Below are 16229 nucleotides of genomic sequence, written 5' to 3'. Positions count from 1 at the left end.
CCAGGTAGTTGCGGGCTCAGTGTCCGACGCATGGATTGAATTCCAGGAAGGCTCGTGGAGTTATTTCCGCGGGCCTTCCTGGCGCCTCCAAGGAAAGCTCCTATGAACCCTTTCATAGCCATAGCCGGCGTAAGCGCCCTCGGTTACGCCGCCGTCACCATCCCCCGTAACGCGCGCAAGGCTCGGGCCCAGCGGGCCGAGCAGGGGGCCAGGGCGAAGCGGGTCGTCATTGATCCCGTCGAGTTCGGGCTCGTGCCGGGGGATCAGCTCGATGAGCGGTATGCCGGGCCCGATCCGGAGGCGGATGCCGTTGCCGCGGCGGCTGTCGCCGGGGACTGGCGGGTCGCGGCCGGCTATCTGGCGGGGGCCGGGCGGGACTGGGATCTGCGGTGGTACCGGCTCGGCATCCTCGTGCACGCGGCCGTGGAGGACGACGGTTGGCTGCTGGAGTGGCGCAGGGAGTACCCGCACGACCCCGCCGCCGCTCTCGTCCACGCCGACGCGCTGATCGCGTTCGCCGGTGAGGCCCGCGGCGCCAAGGGCGCGAAGCACACCACCGCCGAACAGTTCGACAACTTCCACGAGTTGCTCGCGCAGGCGCTCCCCGCGTGCGAGGAAGCGGCCCGGATGGCCCCCGACGACCCGAGCCCCTGGGTCGCCCAGATCACCATCGCCCTCGGCCTGGGCTGGTCGCACGACCACTTCCGGGCGCTGTGGGCCGAGATCACCGCACGCGACCCGCACCACTTCGGCGCCCATGTGTCGGCCCTCCAGTACTGGTGCGCCAAGTGGCGCGGCTCCGACGAGCTGATGTTCACCTTCGCCGAAGAGGCCGTCGCCTCCGCGCCCCGAGGGAGCCTGCTCCCCGTACTGCGCCTGTACGCCGCGTTCGAGCACCAGTACCGGGTGAACGACCTGTCCGTCTACCAGAAGCCGTTCATGACCACGGCCATCGACGCCACCCTGGACGCGGTCGACCAGGTACCTGCCGACCACCACCGTCTCCCGACCGTCCGCCACCTGCTGGCCAACGCGCTGTTCCGCACCGAGCGGTTCGCGGAGGGCGTCGAGCAGTTCCGGGCCGTCGGCGCCTACATCGGCGGCGTGCCGTGGAGCTACTCCGGCAACTCGGTCAAGTCGTTCGTCCATGCCCGCACCAACACCTTCATCGGGTGGGACAAGGCGGGCCGCCCGGCACCCCCGGCCCGTGCCGCCCGCTGACGTGAACCCGGTTGTCCGACCCCTCGCCCAGGATCCGCGCATGTCGCTCGCCTCCCCGCTCCCTCCCCCGGACTTCGAGATCACGTCCGCCTATCCCGAAGTCGCCTGGCTGCGGCAGGCGGTGGCCGCGTGGGACTGGGCGGGGGTGCGCCAGCACCTCGCCGGACTGCCGCAGGGGAGCGACACCTCCCAGGTCTTCGGAACGGTGGCCGGGACGGAGGGCGTCGAGCGGGCCCTGCGCGACCTGGTGGCGGCCGCCCCCGACGACGTGTTCGCGCTGACCCTCCTCGGCGCCCGCGAGATCGCGATCGGCTGGGAGATCCGTACGGCGGCCCGCGCCGAGAGTGTGACCCGAGAGCAGTTCGCCACCTTCCACGCGCATCTGCGCACCGCCGAACAACTGCTCATACGCGCCACCGCCCTCGACCCGTCCTACGTCCCCGCCTGGGCCGAGCGGCTCAACACCGCCCGAGGGCTCGGGCTCGGCCAGAACGAGGCGCGCCGCCGCTATGACCGGCTGGCGAAGTCCCACCCGCACCACTTCACGGCCCAGACCCGGCTGCTCCAGCAACTGTGTCCCAAATGGGGCGGAAGCTGGGAGGCCGCCCACTCCTTCGCCCGTGACCGCATGCTCGGCGCCCCCGACGGCTCCCTGAGCGCGGGCCTGGTGGCGGAGGCGCACCTCGAGCACTGGCTGGACCTGGACGCGGGCGAGGAACGGCACGCGTACCTGCGGCAGTCCCACGTCCACGCGGAACTGGTCGAGGCCGCCGGACGGTCGGTGCTCCATCCGGAGTTCCGGCGCGATCCCGGCTGGGTCACCGTCGCGGGCTGTTTCGCCGCCCTGTTCTCCCTGATCGGCGACACCGCCCGCGCCGCCGCCCACTTCCGCGCGCTGGGCAACCTGGCGTCGAAGCTCCCGTGGAGCTACCTCGGCGATCCCGCCGAGGCGTACGTACGGCACCGGGACGCGGCCCTCGCACCGGCGTCCCCCACCTTCCCGCCCGCCGCGCACCGCGCCGAACCGAGGCCGTAGATGAACCCGCAGTCCGCCGTCCACCACACCGAGGTCGACGGCATACCCACCCTCTTCACGTACGCCGCCGGGCCGATGCGCGCCGGGCTCGTCTTCCGGGTCGGGGTCGCCGACGAGACCCTCGGCCGGGCCGGGCTCACCCATCTGACCGAGCATCTCGCGCTGTACCGGCAGGGCGTGGCGGACTACCACTACAACGGCGCGACCAAGGCCGCGTTCACCCACTTCCACGTGGAGGGCACCGAGCACGAGGTCGTCGCCTACCTCACCGGTGTCTGCGCCTCCCTCACCGACCTGCCCATGGACCGGCTGGAGACGGAGAAGGAGATCCTGCGCACCGAGGAGTCCCGCCGCGACACGAGTTCGCTCCCGCTGTGGCGGTACGGCGCCCAGGGGTACGGCCTGGTCAGCTACCCGGAGTGGGGTGTGCGCGACGCGAGCGCGCAGGATGTGTGGCAGTGGGCGCAGAGCTGGTTCACGTCGGACAACGCGGTGCTCTGGATCGCCGGTGAGCGCATCCCGGCCGGCCTCTTGCTCAAGCTGTCCGCGGGCGACCGGCGACCGATGCCCACGGTGACCTCGGCCCTGCCGGTCCCCCCGGCGTACTTCTCGAACGGCAGCGGCGGCGTCCTGCTGGATTCCGTGGTCGCCGACACGGCCGCCGCCCGGCTGTACTCGGCGGTCCTGGAGCGCGAACTGACCCGAGCCCTGCGCCAGGAGGGCGGCCACTCGTACACGACCGCGAGCGACCTCACGTCCCGGCGGGACGGTTTCGCCGTCATGACGGCGTTCGCGGACGCGCTGCCCGCCAAGCAGGACGCGGTGCTCGGCGGCTTCGTGGACGTGCTCGCCGGGTTCCGGGCGGGCCGGATCGCCCAGGCCGACCTGGACGCGGTGCGCGGCCGCGCCGACGCCGCCCTGACGGCGCCCGACGCGGCGGCGCGACGGCTGCCCGGCATGGCGGAGGACCTGCTCGCGGGGCGGACGCCGCGCGATGCCGGTGAACTGCGGGCCGAACTGTGGACGGTGACGCCCGGACAGCTGCACGAGGTGGCCCTGGAGGCCGCGGGAACGGCCCTCATGCAGGTGCCCGCCGGGCACTCGGCGGACTGGGCCGGGTACACGGCGGCCCCGACCTCCTCCGACGACGCGGTCACCGGCCGGCGCTTCATCACGGGACGCGCGGGCGACGCCGAGCTGACCGTGGGCGACGACGGCGTCAGCCTGACGGAACGGTCGGCCCCCGGACCCGACGGGACGCGGGTGGCGACCGTCCGCTACCGCTCCTGTGCCGCCATGCTGAGCTGGCCCGACGGAGGCCGTCGGCTCATCGGTACCGACGGCCTGACCGTCGACGTGGAGCCCGCGGTGTACGGCGTCGAGGCGGGCACCGTGGCGGTCATCGACGCCGCGGTACCGCCGGACGCGGTGGTGCTGCTGCCACCCCGGTCCAATCCACCGCGCCTGGACAGGGCACCGGCGTCCGGCACCACCACAGCCGCACGCGCCAAGGCGATCCCACCCACCGCCGGCACCGCCACGGCCGACCGGCCCCGGCGCACCGCGGGCCAGACGGTGGCGATGGTCCTGCTCGGGGTCCTGGGCGGCTGCTTCGCCCTGCTCGCCCTCATGCTCACCGTCTTCGGCGCGGACGACCCGGACACCAGCACCGGCGAGTGGCTCGCCATCTCGGGGTTCCTGTGGGGGGTCACCGTCCTGCTGGTGTGGCCCGCCGCACGGATCGCGCGCCGCACCGGCCGAACGTGAAGGTGCCGATTCGCCCAGTTCTCCTGGTGCTTAAGCGAGTCTTGTGATTTTCATGGCGGGATCTTTTATGGCCATCAGACCGGCGTGGGCTACGGTGCCATCCGATTTCGACATCGTGGATACGTGTCGGCAGCCGTAGACCCGTGTCGGCCCGCAGCAGGAGAGCAGGTAGTTCGTGACCAAGCAGGTCCGGCAGGTGACGCAGTCGCGTCCGGCGGCGGCGCGGCGGCCGGAGGGAGGGATCGCCCGCTTCGGCCGGGCTCTCGTCTCCTGGCTGCGCTCCCTCAGCAGGCGCACGATCATGCTCGCCGCGGGTGCCCTGGCCGTCGTCGCCGCGGTCGTCGTGGTGTGCGCGTTCCTCTTCGGCGGTGACGAGCGGCCGCCCGTACCCGACACCCGTGCGCGGCACTACACCGAGATCGACGCCTGCCTGCTCACCGGCAAGGACGGCATCACGGCCGGCACCCCCGCCGCGGCCGTCTGGCAGGGCATGCAGGACGCCTCCCTCAAGACGCACGCGCGGGTGAACTACCAGCAGGTGATGGGGGAGCAGAGCGCGGGCAACGCGCGGCCGTACCTCAACGGCATGCTCCAGGGTGCCTGCGAGGTCGTCGTGGCGGTCGGCGGCCCTGAGGTCTCCGTCGCGGCGGAGGCGGCGCCGAAGTACGGCAAGACCGACTTCGTACTGGTCGGCGGCGGGCACTCCGGGGACAACGTCTCGGTGGTCCGCACCGGCGCCGGGCTGCGGGCCGACGTGGCCAGCGCGATCGAGCGGGCGGTCGACGCGAAGAGCTAGGGGCGTCCCGGCGGTTACGCCGGTGCGACGCGGGAATCACCGGCGGCGGTGCCCGAACTCGCAGTGAATCGTTGGTCCAATGGGTTGGCCGGAGCAGTGCGGCTGCCTAACATCGATCACCGCAAGACTTTGTGCACCGTCGCACAATCTCCTCAGGAGGTTCCCCTTGCTCCGCCGCCGTCGCACCACGCTGGTCCTCACCGCCGCGATCGCCGCCGCGGCCCCGCTCCTGACCGCCTGCGGCAACGACGCGCATCCCGGCGCCGCGGCCGTCGTCGGCGGGCAGCGGATCACCGTGTCGCAGCTGGAGAGCCGGGTGAACGAGGTACGGGCGGCCCAGCGGGCCGAGGTGACCGACCAGGCCCAGTACCAGCAGGTCCTCGCCTCCACCGGCAGCCTCACCCGCGACACCCTGCACAACATGGTCCTGGACCAGGTGCTGCACCGCGCCGCGCGCGACCAGGGCGTCACGGTCACCCGCAAGGAGATCCAGCGGATGCACGCCGACCTGGAGAAGCAGGCCGGCGGGGCCAAGCAGCTCCAGTCCGCCTGGCTCCAGAAGTACGGCATCGCCCCCGAACGGCTCGACGACAACCTCGGCCTCCAGATCGAGGCGCAGAAGCTCGCCGCCAAGCTCGGCACCGACACCAGCCAGCCCCCGTTCTGGGACGCCCTGTCCAAGGCGTCCAAGGAACTCCACATCGACCTGAACCCCCGCTACGGCGCCTGGGACGTGGCCAAGAGCAGCCGGGTCGACGCCCGTACGCCCTGGCTGCGGGACGCCTCGGCGGCACTGAGCGCCTGAGCGCGTTACGTCCGGCGCGGGCCGGGTGACCTGCTGGTTCCCGGCCCCGCACGGCGCGTCGGTCGTACGATCACAGGACTCCTCCACCCCTGTGGATAACCCGGCCCGTCATTCCGCGTCCTGGGTTACGTTCGGATCGTGAACGCAATCAGCTCCGCATCCGCCCCTGGCCGCATCGTCCTGCTCACCACCAGCCACCGCGTCGCCCCCGGCCTGCTGTCCTGGCCGGCCTGGCAGGCGCTGCGCTCCGCCGACGCCGTGCTGTGCGCGGACGGCGCGCATCCGCAGGTTCCGTATCTGCGGGAGGCCGGGATAGCGGTGACGGAGGCGTCCCCGACCGCCGAGGAACTGGTCGACGCCTGCGCGGGCGACCGCACGGTGGTCGTCGTCGCCACCGGTGAGGGGGAGCCCGCCCTCACCGACGGCCTCGCCCGGCTCGCCGGGTCCGGCCGGGTGCGGATGCCCGAGCTCGAACTGCTCCCCGCCTCCTACGACCTGCCCGGCGCCCGCCTCCTCGACCTCGTCCAGGTCATGGACCGCATCCGCGCCGAATGCCCCTGGTCATCCCGGCAGACCCACGAGGGCCTGGCCAAGTACGGCATCGAGGAGGCGTACGAACTGGTCGAGGCCATCGAGGCGGGCGACCGCGAGGAGCTGCGGGAGGAGCTGGGAGACGTGCTGCTCCAGGTCGTCTTCCACTCCCGCATCGCCGAGGAGGACGGGGAGGCTCCCTTCTCCATCGACGACGTCGCCGGGGGCATCGTCGCCAAGCTGATCCACCGTCACCCGCATGTCTTCGGCGAGGAGGAGGCCGAGACCCCCGAGGACGTCAAGGCGCACTGGCTGCGCACCAAGGCCGAGGAGAAGCAGCGCAGCTCGGTCACCGACGGCGTCCCCCTCGGCCAGCCCGGCCTCGCCCTCGCCGCCAAGCTCGCCTCCCGCGTCCGCACCGCCGGCCTGGACGTACCCCTGCCCCAGGGCGACGGCATCGGATACGAACTGCTGGACCTGGCCGCCCGCGCCGAGCAGGCGGGCGTCGACCCGGAAGCGGCCCTGAGAGCAGCCGCCCGCGCCTACCGGGACGCGATACGTACGGCCGAGGGCGTCGCCGCCCCGGACACCAGTACCGACACCGACACCGAGTAGCCCCGCCGGATACCGTCGGGGAGTGACCCAGCCGCACCAGCCCACCCCCGACGACCCCACCCCCGGAACCCCCGGAGCAACTGCCGACGCCCCCGCCGGAGCACCCTCCGGACCCCCCGCCGAGCCCCCGGCCGGGGACCCCGCCCCGGACCTCTTCACCTGGGAGTTCGCCGCCGACCCCTACCCCGCCTACGCCTGGCTGCGGGAGCACGCCCCGGTGCGCTGGACCAAGCTGCCCAGCGGGGTGGACGCGTGGCTGGTCACCCGGTACGCCGATGCCAAGCAGGCCCTGGCCGACCAGCGGCTCAGCAAGAACCCGGCGCACCACGCCGAGACCGCGCAGGCCAAGGGCAAGACCGGTATCCCCGGTGAGCGCAAGGCCGACCTGATGACCCACCTGCTGAACATCGACCCGCCGGACCACACCCGGCTGCGGCGGCTGGTCAGCAAGGCGTTCACCCCGCGCCGGGTCGCCGAGTTCGCGGGCCGGGTGCAGGAGCTGACGGACGACCTCATCGACCGGTTCGCCGAGAAGGGTTCGGCCGACCTGATCCACGAGTTCGCCTTCCCGCTCCCCATCTACGCCATCTGCGACCTGCTCGGCGTCCCGCGCGAGGACCAGGACGACTTCCGGGACTGGGCGGGGATGATGATCCGGCACGGCGGCGGGCCCAGGGGCGGGGTGGCGCGTTCGGTGAAGAAGATGCGGGGCTATCTCGCGGACCTCATCCACCGCAAGCGCCAGGCACTCCCCGCCGAGCCCGCGCCCGGCGAGGACCTCATCTCGGCGCTCATCCGGGCCTCCGACCACGGCGAGCACCTCACCGAGAACGAGGCCGCCGCCATGGCCTTCATCCTGCTGTTCGCGGGCTTCGAGACCACCGTCAACCTCATCGGCAACGGCACCTACGCGCTGCTCACCCACCCCGGGGAGCGCCGCAGGCTGGAGCTCTCGCTGGCGGCGGGGGAGACCGGCCTGCTCCAGACCGGGGTGGAGGAACTGCTGCGCTACGACGGGCCGGTGGAGCTGGCGACCTGGCGTTATGCCACCGAGCCGCTCACCATCGGCGGCCAGGACATCGCGGCCGGGGACCCGGTGCTGGTGGTCCTCGCGGCGGCGGACCGCGACCCCGAGCGGTTCGCCGACCCGGACCTGCTGGACCTCGGCCGCCGCGACAACCAGCACCTGGGGTACGGACACGGCATCCACTACTGCGTGGGCGCCCCGCTCGCCCGGCTGGAGGGACAGACCGCGCTGGCCACCCTGCTCACCCGGCTCCCGGACCTCGCCCTCGCGGCCGACCCGGCCGAACTCCGCTGGCGCGGCGGCCTGATCATGCGTGGACTGCGCACACTGCCGGTGGAGTTCACACCGGTCGGCCCCAGTCGTGAAAGCACACATGACGGACGTTCAACTATGTGATCTTCACGTGATCTCTGCGGCATGAACTTGTGACAAGTGTTCGTCTGACGCTACGTTCACCCATCAGTGTGGCGCCGAGCACCACTCGCCACGCCGTACCGCTGTCGCACGAAAGGCAACCGCATGCTCTCCGGGAACGGTAGGCACCGTCGCCCCCGCCAGGCTCCGGCGCTCCTCGTCGCGGCCGGCGTGACCACGTCGGCCATCGCCATCCCGCTCCTCGGGGCGGCGAGCGCCCACGCGGCAGACGGCACCACCTGGGACAAGGTCGCCGAGTGCGAGAGCGGAGGCTCCTGGAGCGCCGACACCGGCAACGGTTACTACGGCGGCCTCCAGATATCCCAGGACGACTGGGACAAGTACGGCGGCACGCAGTACGCGGCCAGCGCCGACCAGGCCAGCCGTTCGCAGCAGATCTCGGTGGCCGAGAAGATCCTGGCCGACCAGGGCACCACCCACTGGGCCACCTGCGCCCTGCTCGCCGGACTCACCTCCAACTCCGGCTCGGTGGACGTCGACACGGGCGTGAGCGAGTCCCCCTCCACCGGTGACAGCGGCTCGGACAAGGGTGACGGCACGTCGAGCGAGGCTCCCGACGCGGACGCTTCGTCCGATGGTTCCGGCTCGTCCGGACTGGGTAATTCCTCCCCCTCGTCCGACTCGTCCGAGTCGTCCGACTCCGCCAAGGAGACCGGAAAGCCGTCCCCGAGCGCGAGCGAGAAGGACACCGCAGGCGACGCCAAGAAGGACACCGGCGCCGACCGTTCGGACGCGTCCGCGCCCCCGGCCACCGACCACGGGTACAAGGACGGCGGTTCGCCCTCCAGCGCCCCCGCGGCGGAGGACGACGAGTCGTGGGAGGACGGCGGCTCCTGGAGCCTCGTCGACACCGGCGACCTCGGCGGCGGCCGGCACCGCGGCGGCAGCGCCGACGAGAGCGTGACGGAGGATCAGCACACGGCCGGCACGGGCCGCCACGCCACCGCCTCTGCGGGCAGCGCCTACACCGTCCGTGACGGTGACACCCTCGGCTCCATCGCCGACTCCCTTGACGTGGACGGCGGCTGGGAGGCCCTCTACTCCGCGAACAAGCAGGCCATCGGCGCCGACCCGAACCATGTCGACCCGGGTCAGACCCTGAAGGTGCCGGGCGAATAGGGCGAACGGGCGGCACATGGCGGCATTTGACGCCCCGCTATATTCTTATATGTCCTATTTGGCGAAAGTGTGGGATGACTCTCAGAAGACCTGATCGTCTTTGAATTTCGCCGCGCGGCATGTCTACGGTCGGGACCGCTCGTCACCACGAGCACCCGTGGCCGCAACGCCGAATCCTGCCAGCGGCCGTCGGGGACAGTCGTCGCGTCAAGCGCCGTAGGCAGGAGCGGGGGACCCAAGGTAGGTGCCCGAACCGGTGTCTGACACCGGAACGGGCTTGGGGTGGAGCCACGCCTTCCAGAAGTACCGGGGAGGGGTGGCCGGGCAACTCAACCGGCCCGAACCCGACAGCTCACCTCGCAGGCGTCGGTGAGGGGATCGATCCATGCTGTTCTCCAGCAAGGGCAAGCGCCGTCGCCCGTCCAAGACCGTCCGTGTCCTCGCGCTCGCCGGTGTCGCCGGTGCGGCCGTCGCGGGCCCGGTGATGGCGTCGGGCAGCGCCTCCGCCGCCACCGGTTCCGAGTGGGACGCCGTCGCCCAGTGCGAGTCGGGCGGCAACTGGTCCATCAACACCGGCAACGGGTACTACGGCGGGCTCCAGTTCTCCGCCTCCACCTGGGCCGCGTACGGCGGCACGCAGTACGCCGCCACCGCCGACAAGGCGAGCAAGGAACAGCAGATCACCGTCGCCGAGAAGGTGCTCTCCGCCCAGGGCAAGGGCGCCTGGCCGGTCTGCGGCACGGGCCTGTCCAGCACGCCGTACAGCGGTTCCGCCGCCCCGGCGAGCCCGGCTCCCTCGACGAACACCACGTCGGACGACAAGGCCGCGGCCGACACCTCCGACCGCACCGCCGACGACCAGGCCGCCTCCCGCTCCACCGAGCGTCCGGACGCGAGCAAGACCGTCACCACCCCGACCGGTGACAAGGTCAAGAAGGGCGACGGCGAGTACAAGGTGGTCAAGGGCGACACGCTCAGCTCCATCGCCGCCAAGCACAAGGTCGAGGGCGGCTGGAAGAAGCTGTTCGACCTGAACAAGGACATCGTCGAGAAGGCCGACTTCATCTTCCCCGGCCAGATGCTGCACCTGAAGTAACCGCGACCCGCTCGGCGGCAGGCCCCCGATGTCCTGCCCCGAGCTTCCGGTCCCCTGACGGACCCCCCGCCCCGGTGCGCGTTCCCCCCGCGTGCCGGGGCGGTGCGCGTTCCGCGACGGTCCACCCCGCCGACCCGGAACCTTTGCCCAGAACCCTTTGTTCCGGGCGGGAACAATGGGTACCGTCTCCCTGTCCCACCCCGTCCACGAGGCGGTCGGTCGAGTGCCGACGCCCCTGGGACGGTTAGGCTCTAGACGCAAGGCATGCCATCCGGCGCACGCCCCGCACTCATCGCGTCACATCCATGAAGGAGATGCTCGTGCCGTCCATCGACGTCGTCGTAGCCCGGGAAATCCTGGACTCCCGAGGCAACCCCACGGTCGAGGTCGAGGTCGGCCTCGACGACGGCAGCACGGGTCGTGCCGCCGTCCCGTCCGGCGCCTCCACCGGTGCCTTCGAGGCCATCGAGCTGCGTGACGGTGACCCGAACCGCTACCAGGGCAAGGGTGTCGAGAAGGCCGTCCTGGCCGTCATCGAGCAGATCGGCCCGGAGCTCGTCGGCTACGACGCCACCGAGCAGCGCCTGATCGACCAGGCCATGTTCGACCTGGACGCCACCGACAACAAGGGCTCGCTCGGCGCCAACGCCATCCTCGGCGTCTCCCTCGCCGTCGCCCACGCCGCCTCCGAGGCCAGCGACCTGCCGCTCTTCCGCTACCTGGGCGGCCCCAACGCGCACCTGCTGCCGGTGCCGATGATGAACATCCTGAACGGCGGCTCGCACGCCGACTCCAACGTGGACATCCAGGAGTTCATGATCGCTCCGATCGGCGCGGAGTCCTTCTCCGAGGCCGTCCGCTGGGGCGCCGAGGTCTACCACACCCTCAAGAAGGTCCTGAAGAGCAAGGGCCTCGCCACCGGTCTCGGCGACGAGGGCGGCTTCGCGCCGAACCTCGGCTCCAACCGTGAGGCCCTCGACCTCATCCTCGAGGCCATCAAGGAGGCCGGCTACACCCCCGGCGAGCAGATCGCCCTCGCGCTCGACGTCGCCGCGTCCGAGTTCTACAAGGACGGCAAGTACCTCTTCGAGGGCAAGGAGCGCTCCGCCGCCGAGATGACGGAGTACTACGAGGAGCTGGTGGCGGCCTACCCGCTGGTCTCCATCGAGGACCCGCTGTTCGAGGACGACTGGGCGGGCTGGAAGGTCCTCACCGACCGCATCGGCGACAAGGTGCAGATCGTCGGCGACGACCTCTTCGTCACCAACCCCGAGCGCCTCGCCCGCGGCATCGAGGAGGGCATCGCCAACGCCCTGCTGGTCAAGGTCAACCAGATCGGCTCGCTGACCGAGACCCTGGACGCCGTCGAGATGGCCCAGCGCAACGGCTACAAGTGCATGATGTCCCACCGCTCCGGCGAGACCGAGGACGTCACCATCGCCGACCTGGCCGTCGCCACCAACTGCGGTCAGATCAAGACCGGCGCCCCGGCGCGCTCCGAGCGCGTCGCCAAGTACAACCAGCTCCTGCGCATCGAGGAGATCCTCGACGACGCCGCGGTCTACGCCGGCCGCAGCGCCTTCCCGCGCTTCAAGGGCTGATCCGGCGCGGGTCGGCGTGAGCCGGCCCCGCCCGTCGTACGTACGTCCCCGGACGCGGTCCCGTACCGTGTCCGGGGACGTACGCGCGTGTGAACCCAGCAGCGCGGCGGAGCCAGCAGCACAGCAGAAGACGCACAGGCACAGTGGAGGCGGAGAGCCAGATGGCCGCGAGGGACCGGGACCGTTTCTCCACCACGACCAGGCTGCGGCTGCTCGGTGAGCAGACGGCGGCCCGCGTCTACCGCTCCCAGGCCAAGCGGCAGGTCCGCCGCTCCCGGCTCACCGGCCGCGCCGCCCTGCTGGCCCTGGTGCTCTGCTCGATGATCGTGGCGCTCGCCTACCCGATGCGGCAGTACGTCTCCCAGCGCGCCGAGATCGCGGACCTGAGGCACCGCCAGGAGCAGGCCCACGCCCGGGTCGAGCAGCTCAGGGACGCCAAGGCCCGCTGGCAGGACGACGCCTACGCCGAACAGCAGATCCGACGCAGGCTGCACTATGTGATGCCCGGTGAGACCGGGTACGTCGTGATCGACCCGGGTGCCGCCCAGCAGTCCCGTACCGACCGGGGCGCCGCCCACCGGCCCTGGTACGCCAACGTCTGGGACGGCGTCGACAAGTCCGACGCCTCCGACCGGTGACCGGCACCCGCCGGTGACCGAAGACAAGCCACTTGAAGACAAGCCACTTACGGAAGCAGTCATGGAAACGCCCCCGCCCCACACCCCGCGCACCGAGCCCACCGAGGCGGACATCGCCGCCTTCGAGCTCCAGCTCGGCCGCCCGCCGCGCGGCCTGCGGGCCATCGCCCACCGCTGCCCCTGCGGCCAGCCGGACGTCGTGGAGACGGCGCCCCGGCTGCCCGACGGCACGCCCTTCCCGACGACGTACTACCTGACGTGCCCCCGCGCCGCCTCGGCCATCGGCACGCTGGAGGCCAACGGCGTCATGAAGGAGATGACCGAGCGGCTCCAGAGCGACCCGGAGCTGGCCGCGGCCTACCGGGCGGCGCACGAGGACTACATCCGGCGCCGGGACGAGATCGAGGTGCTGGCGGGCTTCCCCAGCGCCGGCGGCATGCCCGACCGGGTGAAGTGCCTGCACGTCCTGGTCGCCCACTCGCTGGCCGCCGGACCGGGTGTGAACCCGCTGGGCGACGAGGCCATCGCCATGCTGCCCGAGTGGTGGGCGAAGGGCCCCTGCGTGGTCCCCGACGCCTGCGCGGCGGAGGCCGGGTCCGGCGCGGAGGAGCAGCGATGACCCGGGTGGCCGCCGTGGACTGCGGCACCAACTCCATCCGCCTGCTGGTCGCGGACGCCGACCCCGAGACGGGTGAACTGACCGACCTGGACCGCCGGATGACGATCGTGCGGCTCGGCCAGGGCGTCGACCGCACCGGCCGCCTCGCCCCCGAGGCGCTGGAGCGCACCTTCGCCGCGTGCCGGGAGTACGCCCAGGTCATCCGCGACCTCGGCGCGACGAAGGTGCGGTTCGTCGCCACCTCCGCCTCGCGCGACGCGGAGAACCGGGACGAGTTCGTGCGCGGGGTCGTGGACATCCTCGGGGTGGAGCCGGAGGTCATCACCGGCGACCAGGAGGCCGAGTTCTCCTTCACCGGCGCGACCAGGGAGCTGTCCGGCGGCGACGGTCCGGCGAAGCCGTATCTGGTGGTGGACATCGGCGGCGGCTCCACCGAGTTCGTCGTCGGGGACGACCGTGTGGGCGCCGCGCGGTCGGTGGACATCGGCTGCGTGCGGCTGACCGAGCGGCACCTGGTGCACGACGGCAAGGTCACCGACCCGCCCGCGCACGAGCAGGTCGCCGCCATAAGGGCCGACATCGCCGCCGCGCTGGACCTGGCCGCCGAGGCGGTGCCGCTGGACGAGGCGCGCACCCTGGTCGGGCTCGCGGGCTCGGTCACCACGGTGGCCGCCATCGCGCTGGAGCTGCCGGAGTACGACTCCGCGCGCATCCACCACTCCCGCATCTCGCGGGCCCGGGTCCGCCAGATCACCGAGTGGCTGCTCAGCTCCTCGCACGCCGAGCGTGCGGAGATCCCCTCCATGCACCCCGGCCGGGTGGACGTGATCGGCGCGGGCGCCCTCGTGCTGCTCGCGATCATGGAGCGCATCGGCGCGGATGAGGTCGTCGTCAGCGAGCACGACATCCTCGACGGCATCGCGTGGTCCATCGCCTGATCCCGCGCGACCGCTCCGACGGCCGTACCGGCACGGCTTGTTACCGTCCGGTAGTGTGCGGCTGAGCAGCCGGGACGACGTTTGAGCGCCCTCGTGGGGCGGCTGACACGCCGCTTCGCGGGGGTCTCGGGACAACCTTCGTGAAGTTCTTCACAAGGAATTCGGCCCCGGTGGGGGACGCAAGGGTCCGCATTGACCCGTTCGGGGCCCGGACGGCCCCTGGAGCATGATCACGACCGTATTGCGACGGGGTTTCGGCGGGGTGTCCGGAGCGTCTGCGCGGGGTGTCGCGGGAGGGGTCTGAGGGGTCGGAAAGCCAGCTCAAGCGGCATTGACAACGCACCCCGTTCACGTGGGGTTCCCCCTTGTGAACATGACCTGCGTCACGCGAGTGGCGGAGGATAACACACCCCCTCTCCAAGCTTGTGAAGGGGCGCACGAGCTACCCCCTCGGGGCGGGTGGATACTCGATGGCATGAGCACCACGGAGCGTCCCAGGATCCTCGTAGTAGGCGGTGGGTACGTAGGCCTGTACGCAGCTCGGCGCATCCTCAAGAAGATGCGCTTCGGAGAGGCGACCGTCACGGTCGTCGACCCCCGGTCGTACATGACCTACCAGCCCTTCCTCCCCGAAACCGCCGCCGGCAACATCTCCCCTCGCCACGTCGTCGTACCGCTGCGACGCGTGCTGCCGAAGGCGGAGGTCCTCACCGGCCGGGTCACCACCATCGACCAGGACCGCAAGGTCGCCACGATCGCCCCCCTCGTGGGCGAGGCGTACGAGCTGCCGTTCGACTACCTGGTCATCGCCATGGGCGCGGTCTCGCGAACCTTCCCGATCCCCGGCCTCGCCGAGCAGGGCATCGGCATGAAGGGCATCGAGGAGGCCATCGGCCTGCGCAACCACGTCCTGGAGCAGCTGGACAAGGCCGACTCCACGACCGACGAGGAGATCCGCCGCAAGGCGCTCACCTTCGTCTTCATCGGCGGTGGCTTCGCGGGCGCGGAGACCATCGGCGAGGTCGAGGACATGGCCCGCGACGCCGCCAAGTACTACAAGAACGTGTCCCGCGAGGACATGCGCTTCGTCCTGGTCGACGCCGCCGACAAGATCCTCCCCGAGGTCGGCCCCAAGCTCGGCCAGTACGGCAAGGAGCACCTGGAGAGCCGCGGTGTGGAGATCTACCTCTCCACCTCGATGGACTCCTGCGTCGACGGCCACGTCGTGCTGAAGAACGGCCTCGAGGTCGACTCCGACACGATCGTCTGGACCGCGGGCGTCAAGCCCAACCCGGCCCTCACCCGCTTCGGCCTGCCCCTCGGCCCGCGCGGCCACGTCGACTGCGCCCCGACCCTCCAGGTCCAGGGCACCGACTACATCTGGGCCGCCGGCGACAACGCCCAGGTGCCCGACCTCGTCGGCCGCAAGGCGGGCAACGAGAACGCCTGGTGCCCGCCGAACGCCCAGCACGCGCTGCGCCAGGCCAAGGTCCTCGGCGACAACGTGGTCTCCGGCATGCGGGGCTTCCCGCAGAAGGACTACGAGCACGCCAACAAGGGTGCCGTCGCGGGTCTCGGCCTGCACAAGGGCGTGGCGATGATCGTCATGGGCAAGATGAAGATCAAGCTCAAGGGCCGTCTCGCCTGGTACATGCACCGCGGTTACCACGGTATGGCCATGCCGACCTTCAACCGCAAGATCCGCGTCTTCGCGGACTGGACCCTCGGCATGTTCCTCAAGCGCGAGGTCGTCGCCCTCGGCGCCATGGAGCACCCGCGCGAGGAGTTCTACGAGGCCGCCAAGCCCGCCCCGGTCGCCGCCGCGCCGAAGACCGAGGAGAAGGCCAAGGCCAGCTGACCTCCTGTCAGCATCCTCACCCTGTCCGACCCGAAGGACCTTCCGCCATCCGTGGTGCGGGAGGTCCTTCGGCGTTCCCGGCCGCGCCCCCTGTTTTGCCCTGTCGTAACCCCAATGCGGGACTGTG

The 16229-nt window shown here is 71.3% G+C and carries 14 protein-coding genes and 1 riboswitch; all 14 genes read left to right on the top strand.

Annotation, left to right across the window (positions count from 1 at the left end; all coding sequences use genetic code 11):
- The first annotated feature begins 102 nt into the window (after positions 1-102).
- The 14 genes from D0Z67_RS11600 (at position 103) to D0Z67_RS11535 (ending at position 16102) form a co-directional block, all read left to right on the top strand.
- Positions 103-1221, top strand: coding sequence for a hypothetical protein (locus D0Z67_RS11600; protein WP_051888237.1), 1119 nt, complete (start codon positions 103-105; stop codon positions 1219-1221).
- Between the two features lie 40 nt (positions 1222-1261).
- On the top strand, positions 1262-2257 hold the full coding sequence (locus D0Z67_RS11595; RefSeq protein WP_051888239.1) for a hypothetical protein: 996 nt from the start codon (positions 1262-1264) through the stop codon (positions 2255-2257).
- Positions 2258-4024 (top strand): insulinase family protein, encoded by a 1767-nt coding sequence (locus tag D0Z67_RS11590; RefSeq protein ID WP_031184285.1) that lies wholly within the window; start codon positions 2258-2260, stop codon positions 4022-4024.
- Positions 4025-4199: 175 nt separating this feature from the next.
- Positions 4200-4820 carry a type 1 periplasmic-binding domain-containing protein gene (locus D0Z67_RS11585; protein WP_031184286.1) on the top strand — a complete coding sequence of 207 codons (621 nt, stop codon included), beginning with the start codon at positions 4200-4202 and terminating at the stop codon, positions 4818-4820.
- A 166-nt stretch (positions 4821-4986) separates the two neighbouring features.
- On the top strand, positions 4987-5625 hold the full coding sequence (locus tag D0Z67_RS11580; RefSeq protein WP_031184287.1) for a SurA N-terminal domain-containing protein: 639 nt from the start codon (positions 4987-4989) through the stop codon (positions 5623-5625).
- 138 nt (positions 5626-5763) lie between these two features.
- Complete coding sequence (locus D0Z67_RS11575) at positions 5764-6771, top strand: nucleoside triphosphate pyrophosphohydrolase (protein WP_037776339.1); 1008 nt, start codon at positions 5764-5766, stop codon at positions 6769-6771.
- A 22-nt stretch (positions 6772-6793) separates the two neighbouring features.
- Complete coding sequence (locus D0Z67_RS11570; protein WP_051888241.1) at positions 6794-8194, top strand: cytochrome P450 family protein; 1401 nt, start codon at positions 6794-6796, stop codon at positions 8192-8194.
- Between the two features lie 123 nt (positions 8195-8317).
- Positions 8318-9352, top strand: a complete 1035-nt coding sequence (locus tag D0Z67_RS11565) for a LysM peptidoglycan-binding domain-containing protein (RefSeq protein ID WP_031184290.1) — start codon at positions 8318-8320, stop codon at positions 9350-9352.
- Between the two features lie 202 nt (positions 9353-9554).
- Positions 9555-9733, top strand: a riboswitch (cyclic di-AMP (ydaO/yuaA leader).
- A gap of 4 nt (positions 9734-9737) precedes the next feature.
- Entirely contained in the window at positions 9738-10448 is a 711-nt protein-coding gene (locus tag D0Z67_RS11560; RefSeq protein ID WP_031184291.1) for a LysM peptidoglycan-binding domain-containing protein, read from the top strand.
- A 314-nt stretch (positions 10449-10762) separates the two neighbouring features.
- On the top strand, positions 10763-12049 hold the full coding sequence (gene eno / locus D0Z67_RS11555) for a phosphopyruvate hydratase (RefSeq protein ID WP_031184292.1): 1287 nt from the start codon (positions 10763-10765) through the stop codon (positions 12047-12049).
- Between the two features lie 161 nt (positions 12050-12210).
- Positions 12211-12687, top strand: a complete 477-nt coding sequence (locus D0Z67_RS11550) for an FtsB family cell division protein (RefSeq protein WP_031184293.1) — start codon at positions 12211-12213, stop codon at positions 12685-12687.
- 61 nt (positions 12688-12748) lie between these two features.
- Positions 12749-13306 carry a DUF501 domain-containing protein gene (locus D0Z67_RS11545; RefSeq protein ID WP_031184294.1) on the top strand — a complete coding sequence of 186 codons (558 nt, stop codon included), beginning with the start codon at positions 12749-12751 and terminating at the stop codon, positions 13304-13306.
- Positions 13303-14244 (top strand): Ppx/GppA phosphatase family protein, encoded by a 942-nt coding sequence (locus tag D0Z67_RS11540; protein WP_031184295.1) that lies wholly within the window; start codon positions 13303-13305, stop codon positions 14242-14244. The genes D0Z67_RS11545 and D0Z67_RS11540 overlap by 4 nt, the downstream gene beginning before the upstream one ends.
- A gap of 475 nt (positions 14245-14719) precedes the next feature.
- A complete protein-coding gene (locus tag D0Z67_RS11535; protein ID WP_078873773.1) occupies positions 14720-16102 on the top strand; it encodes an NAD(P)/FAD-dependent oxidoreductase in 1383 nt (460 codons plus the stop codon).
- Positions 16103-16229 lie beyond the last annotated feature (127 nt).

Source organism: Streptomyces seoulensis, assembly GCF_004328625.1.
Taxonomy (GTDB): domain Bacteria; phylum Actinomycetota; class Actinomycetes; order Streptomycetales; family Streptomycetaceae; genus Streptomyces; species Streptomyces seoulensis.
This window is presented reverse-complemented; position numbering and strand designations above follow the sequence as displayed.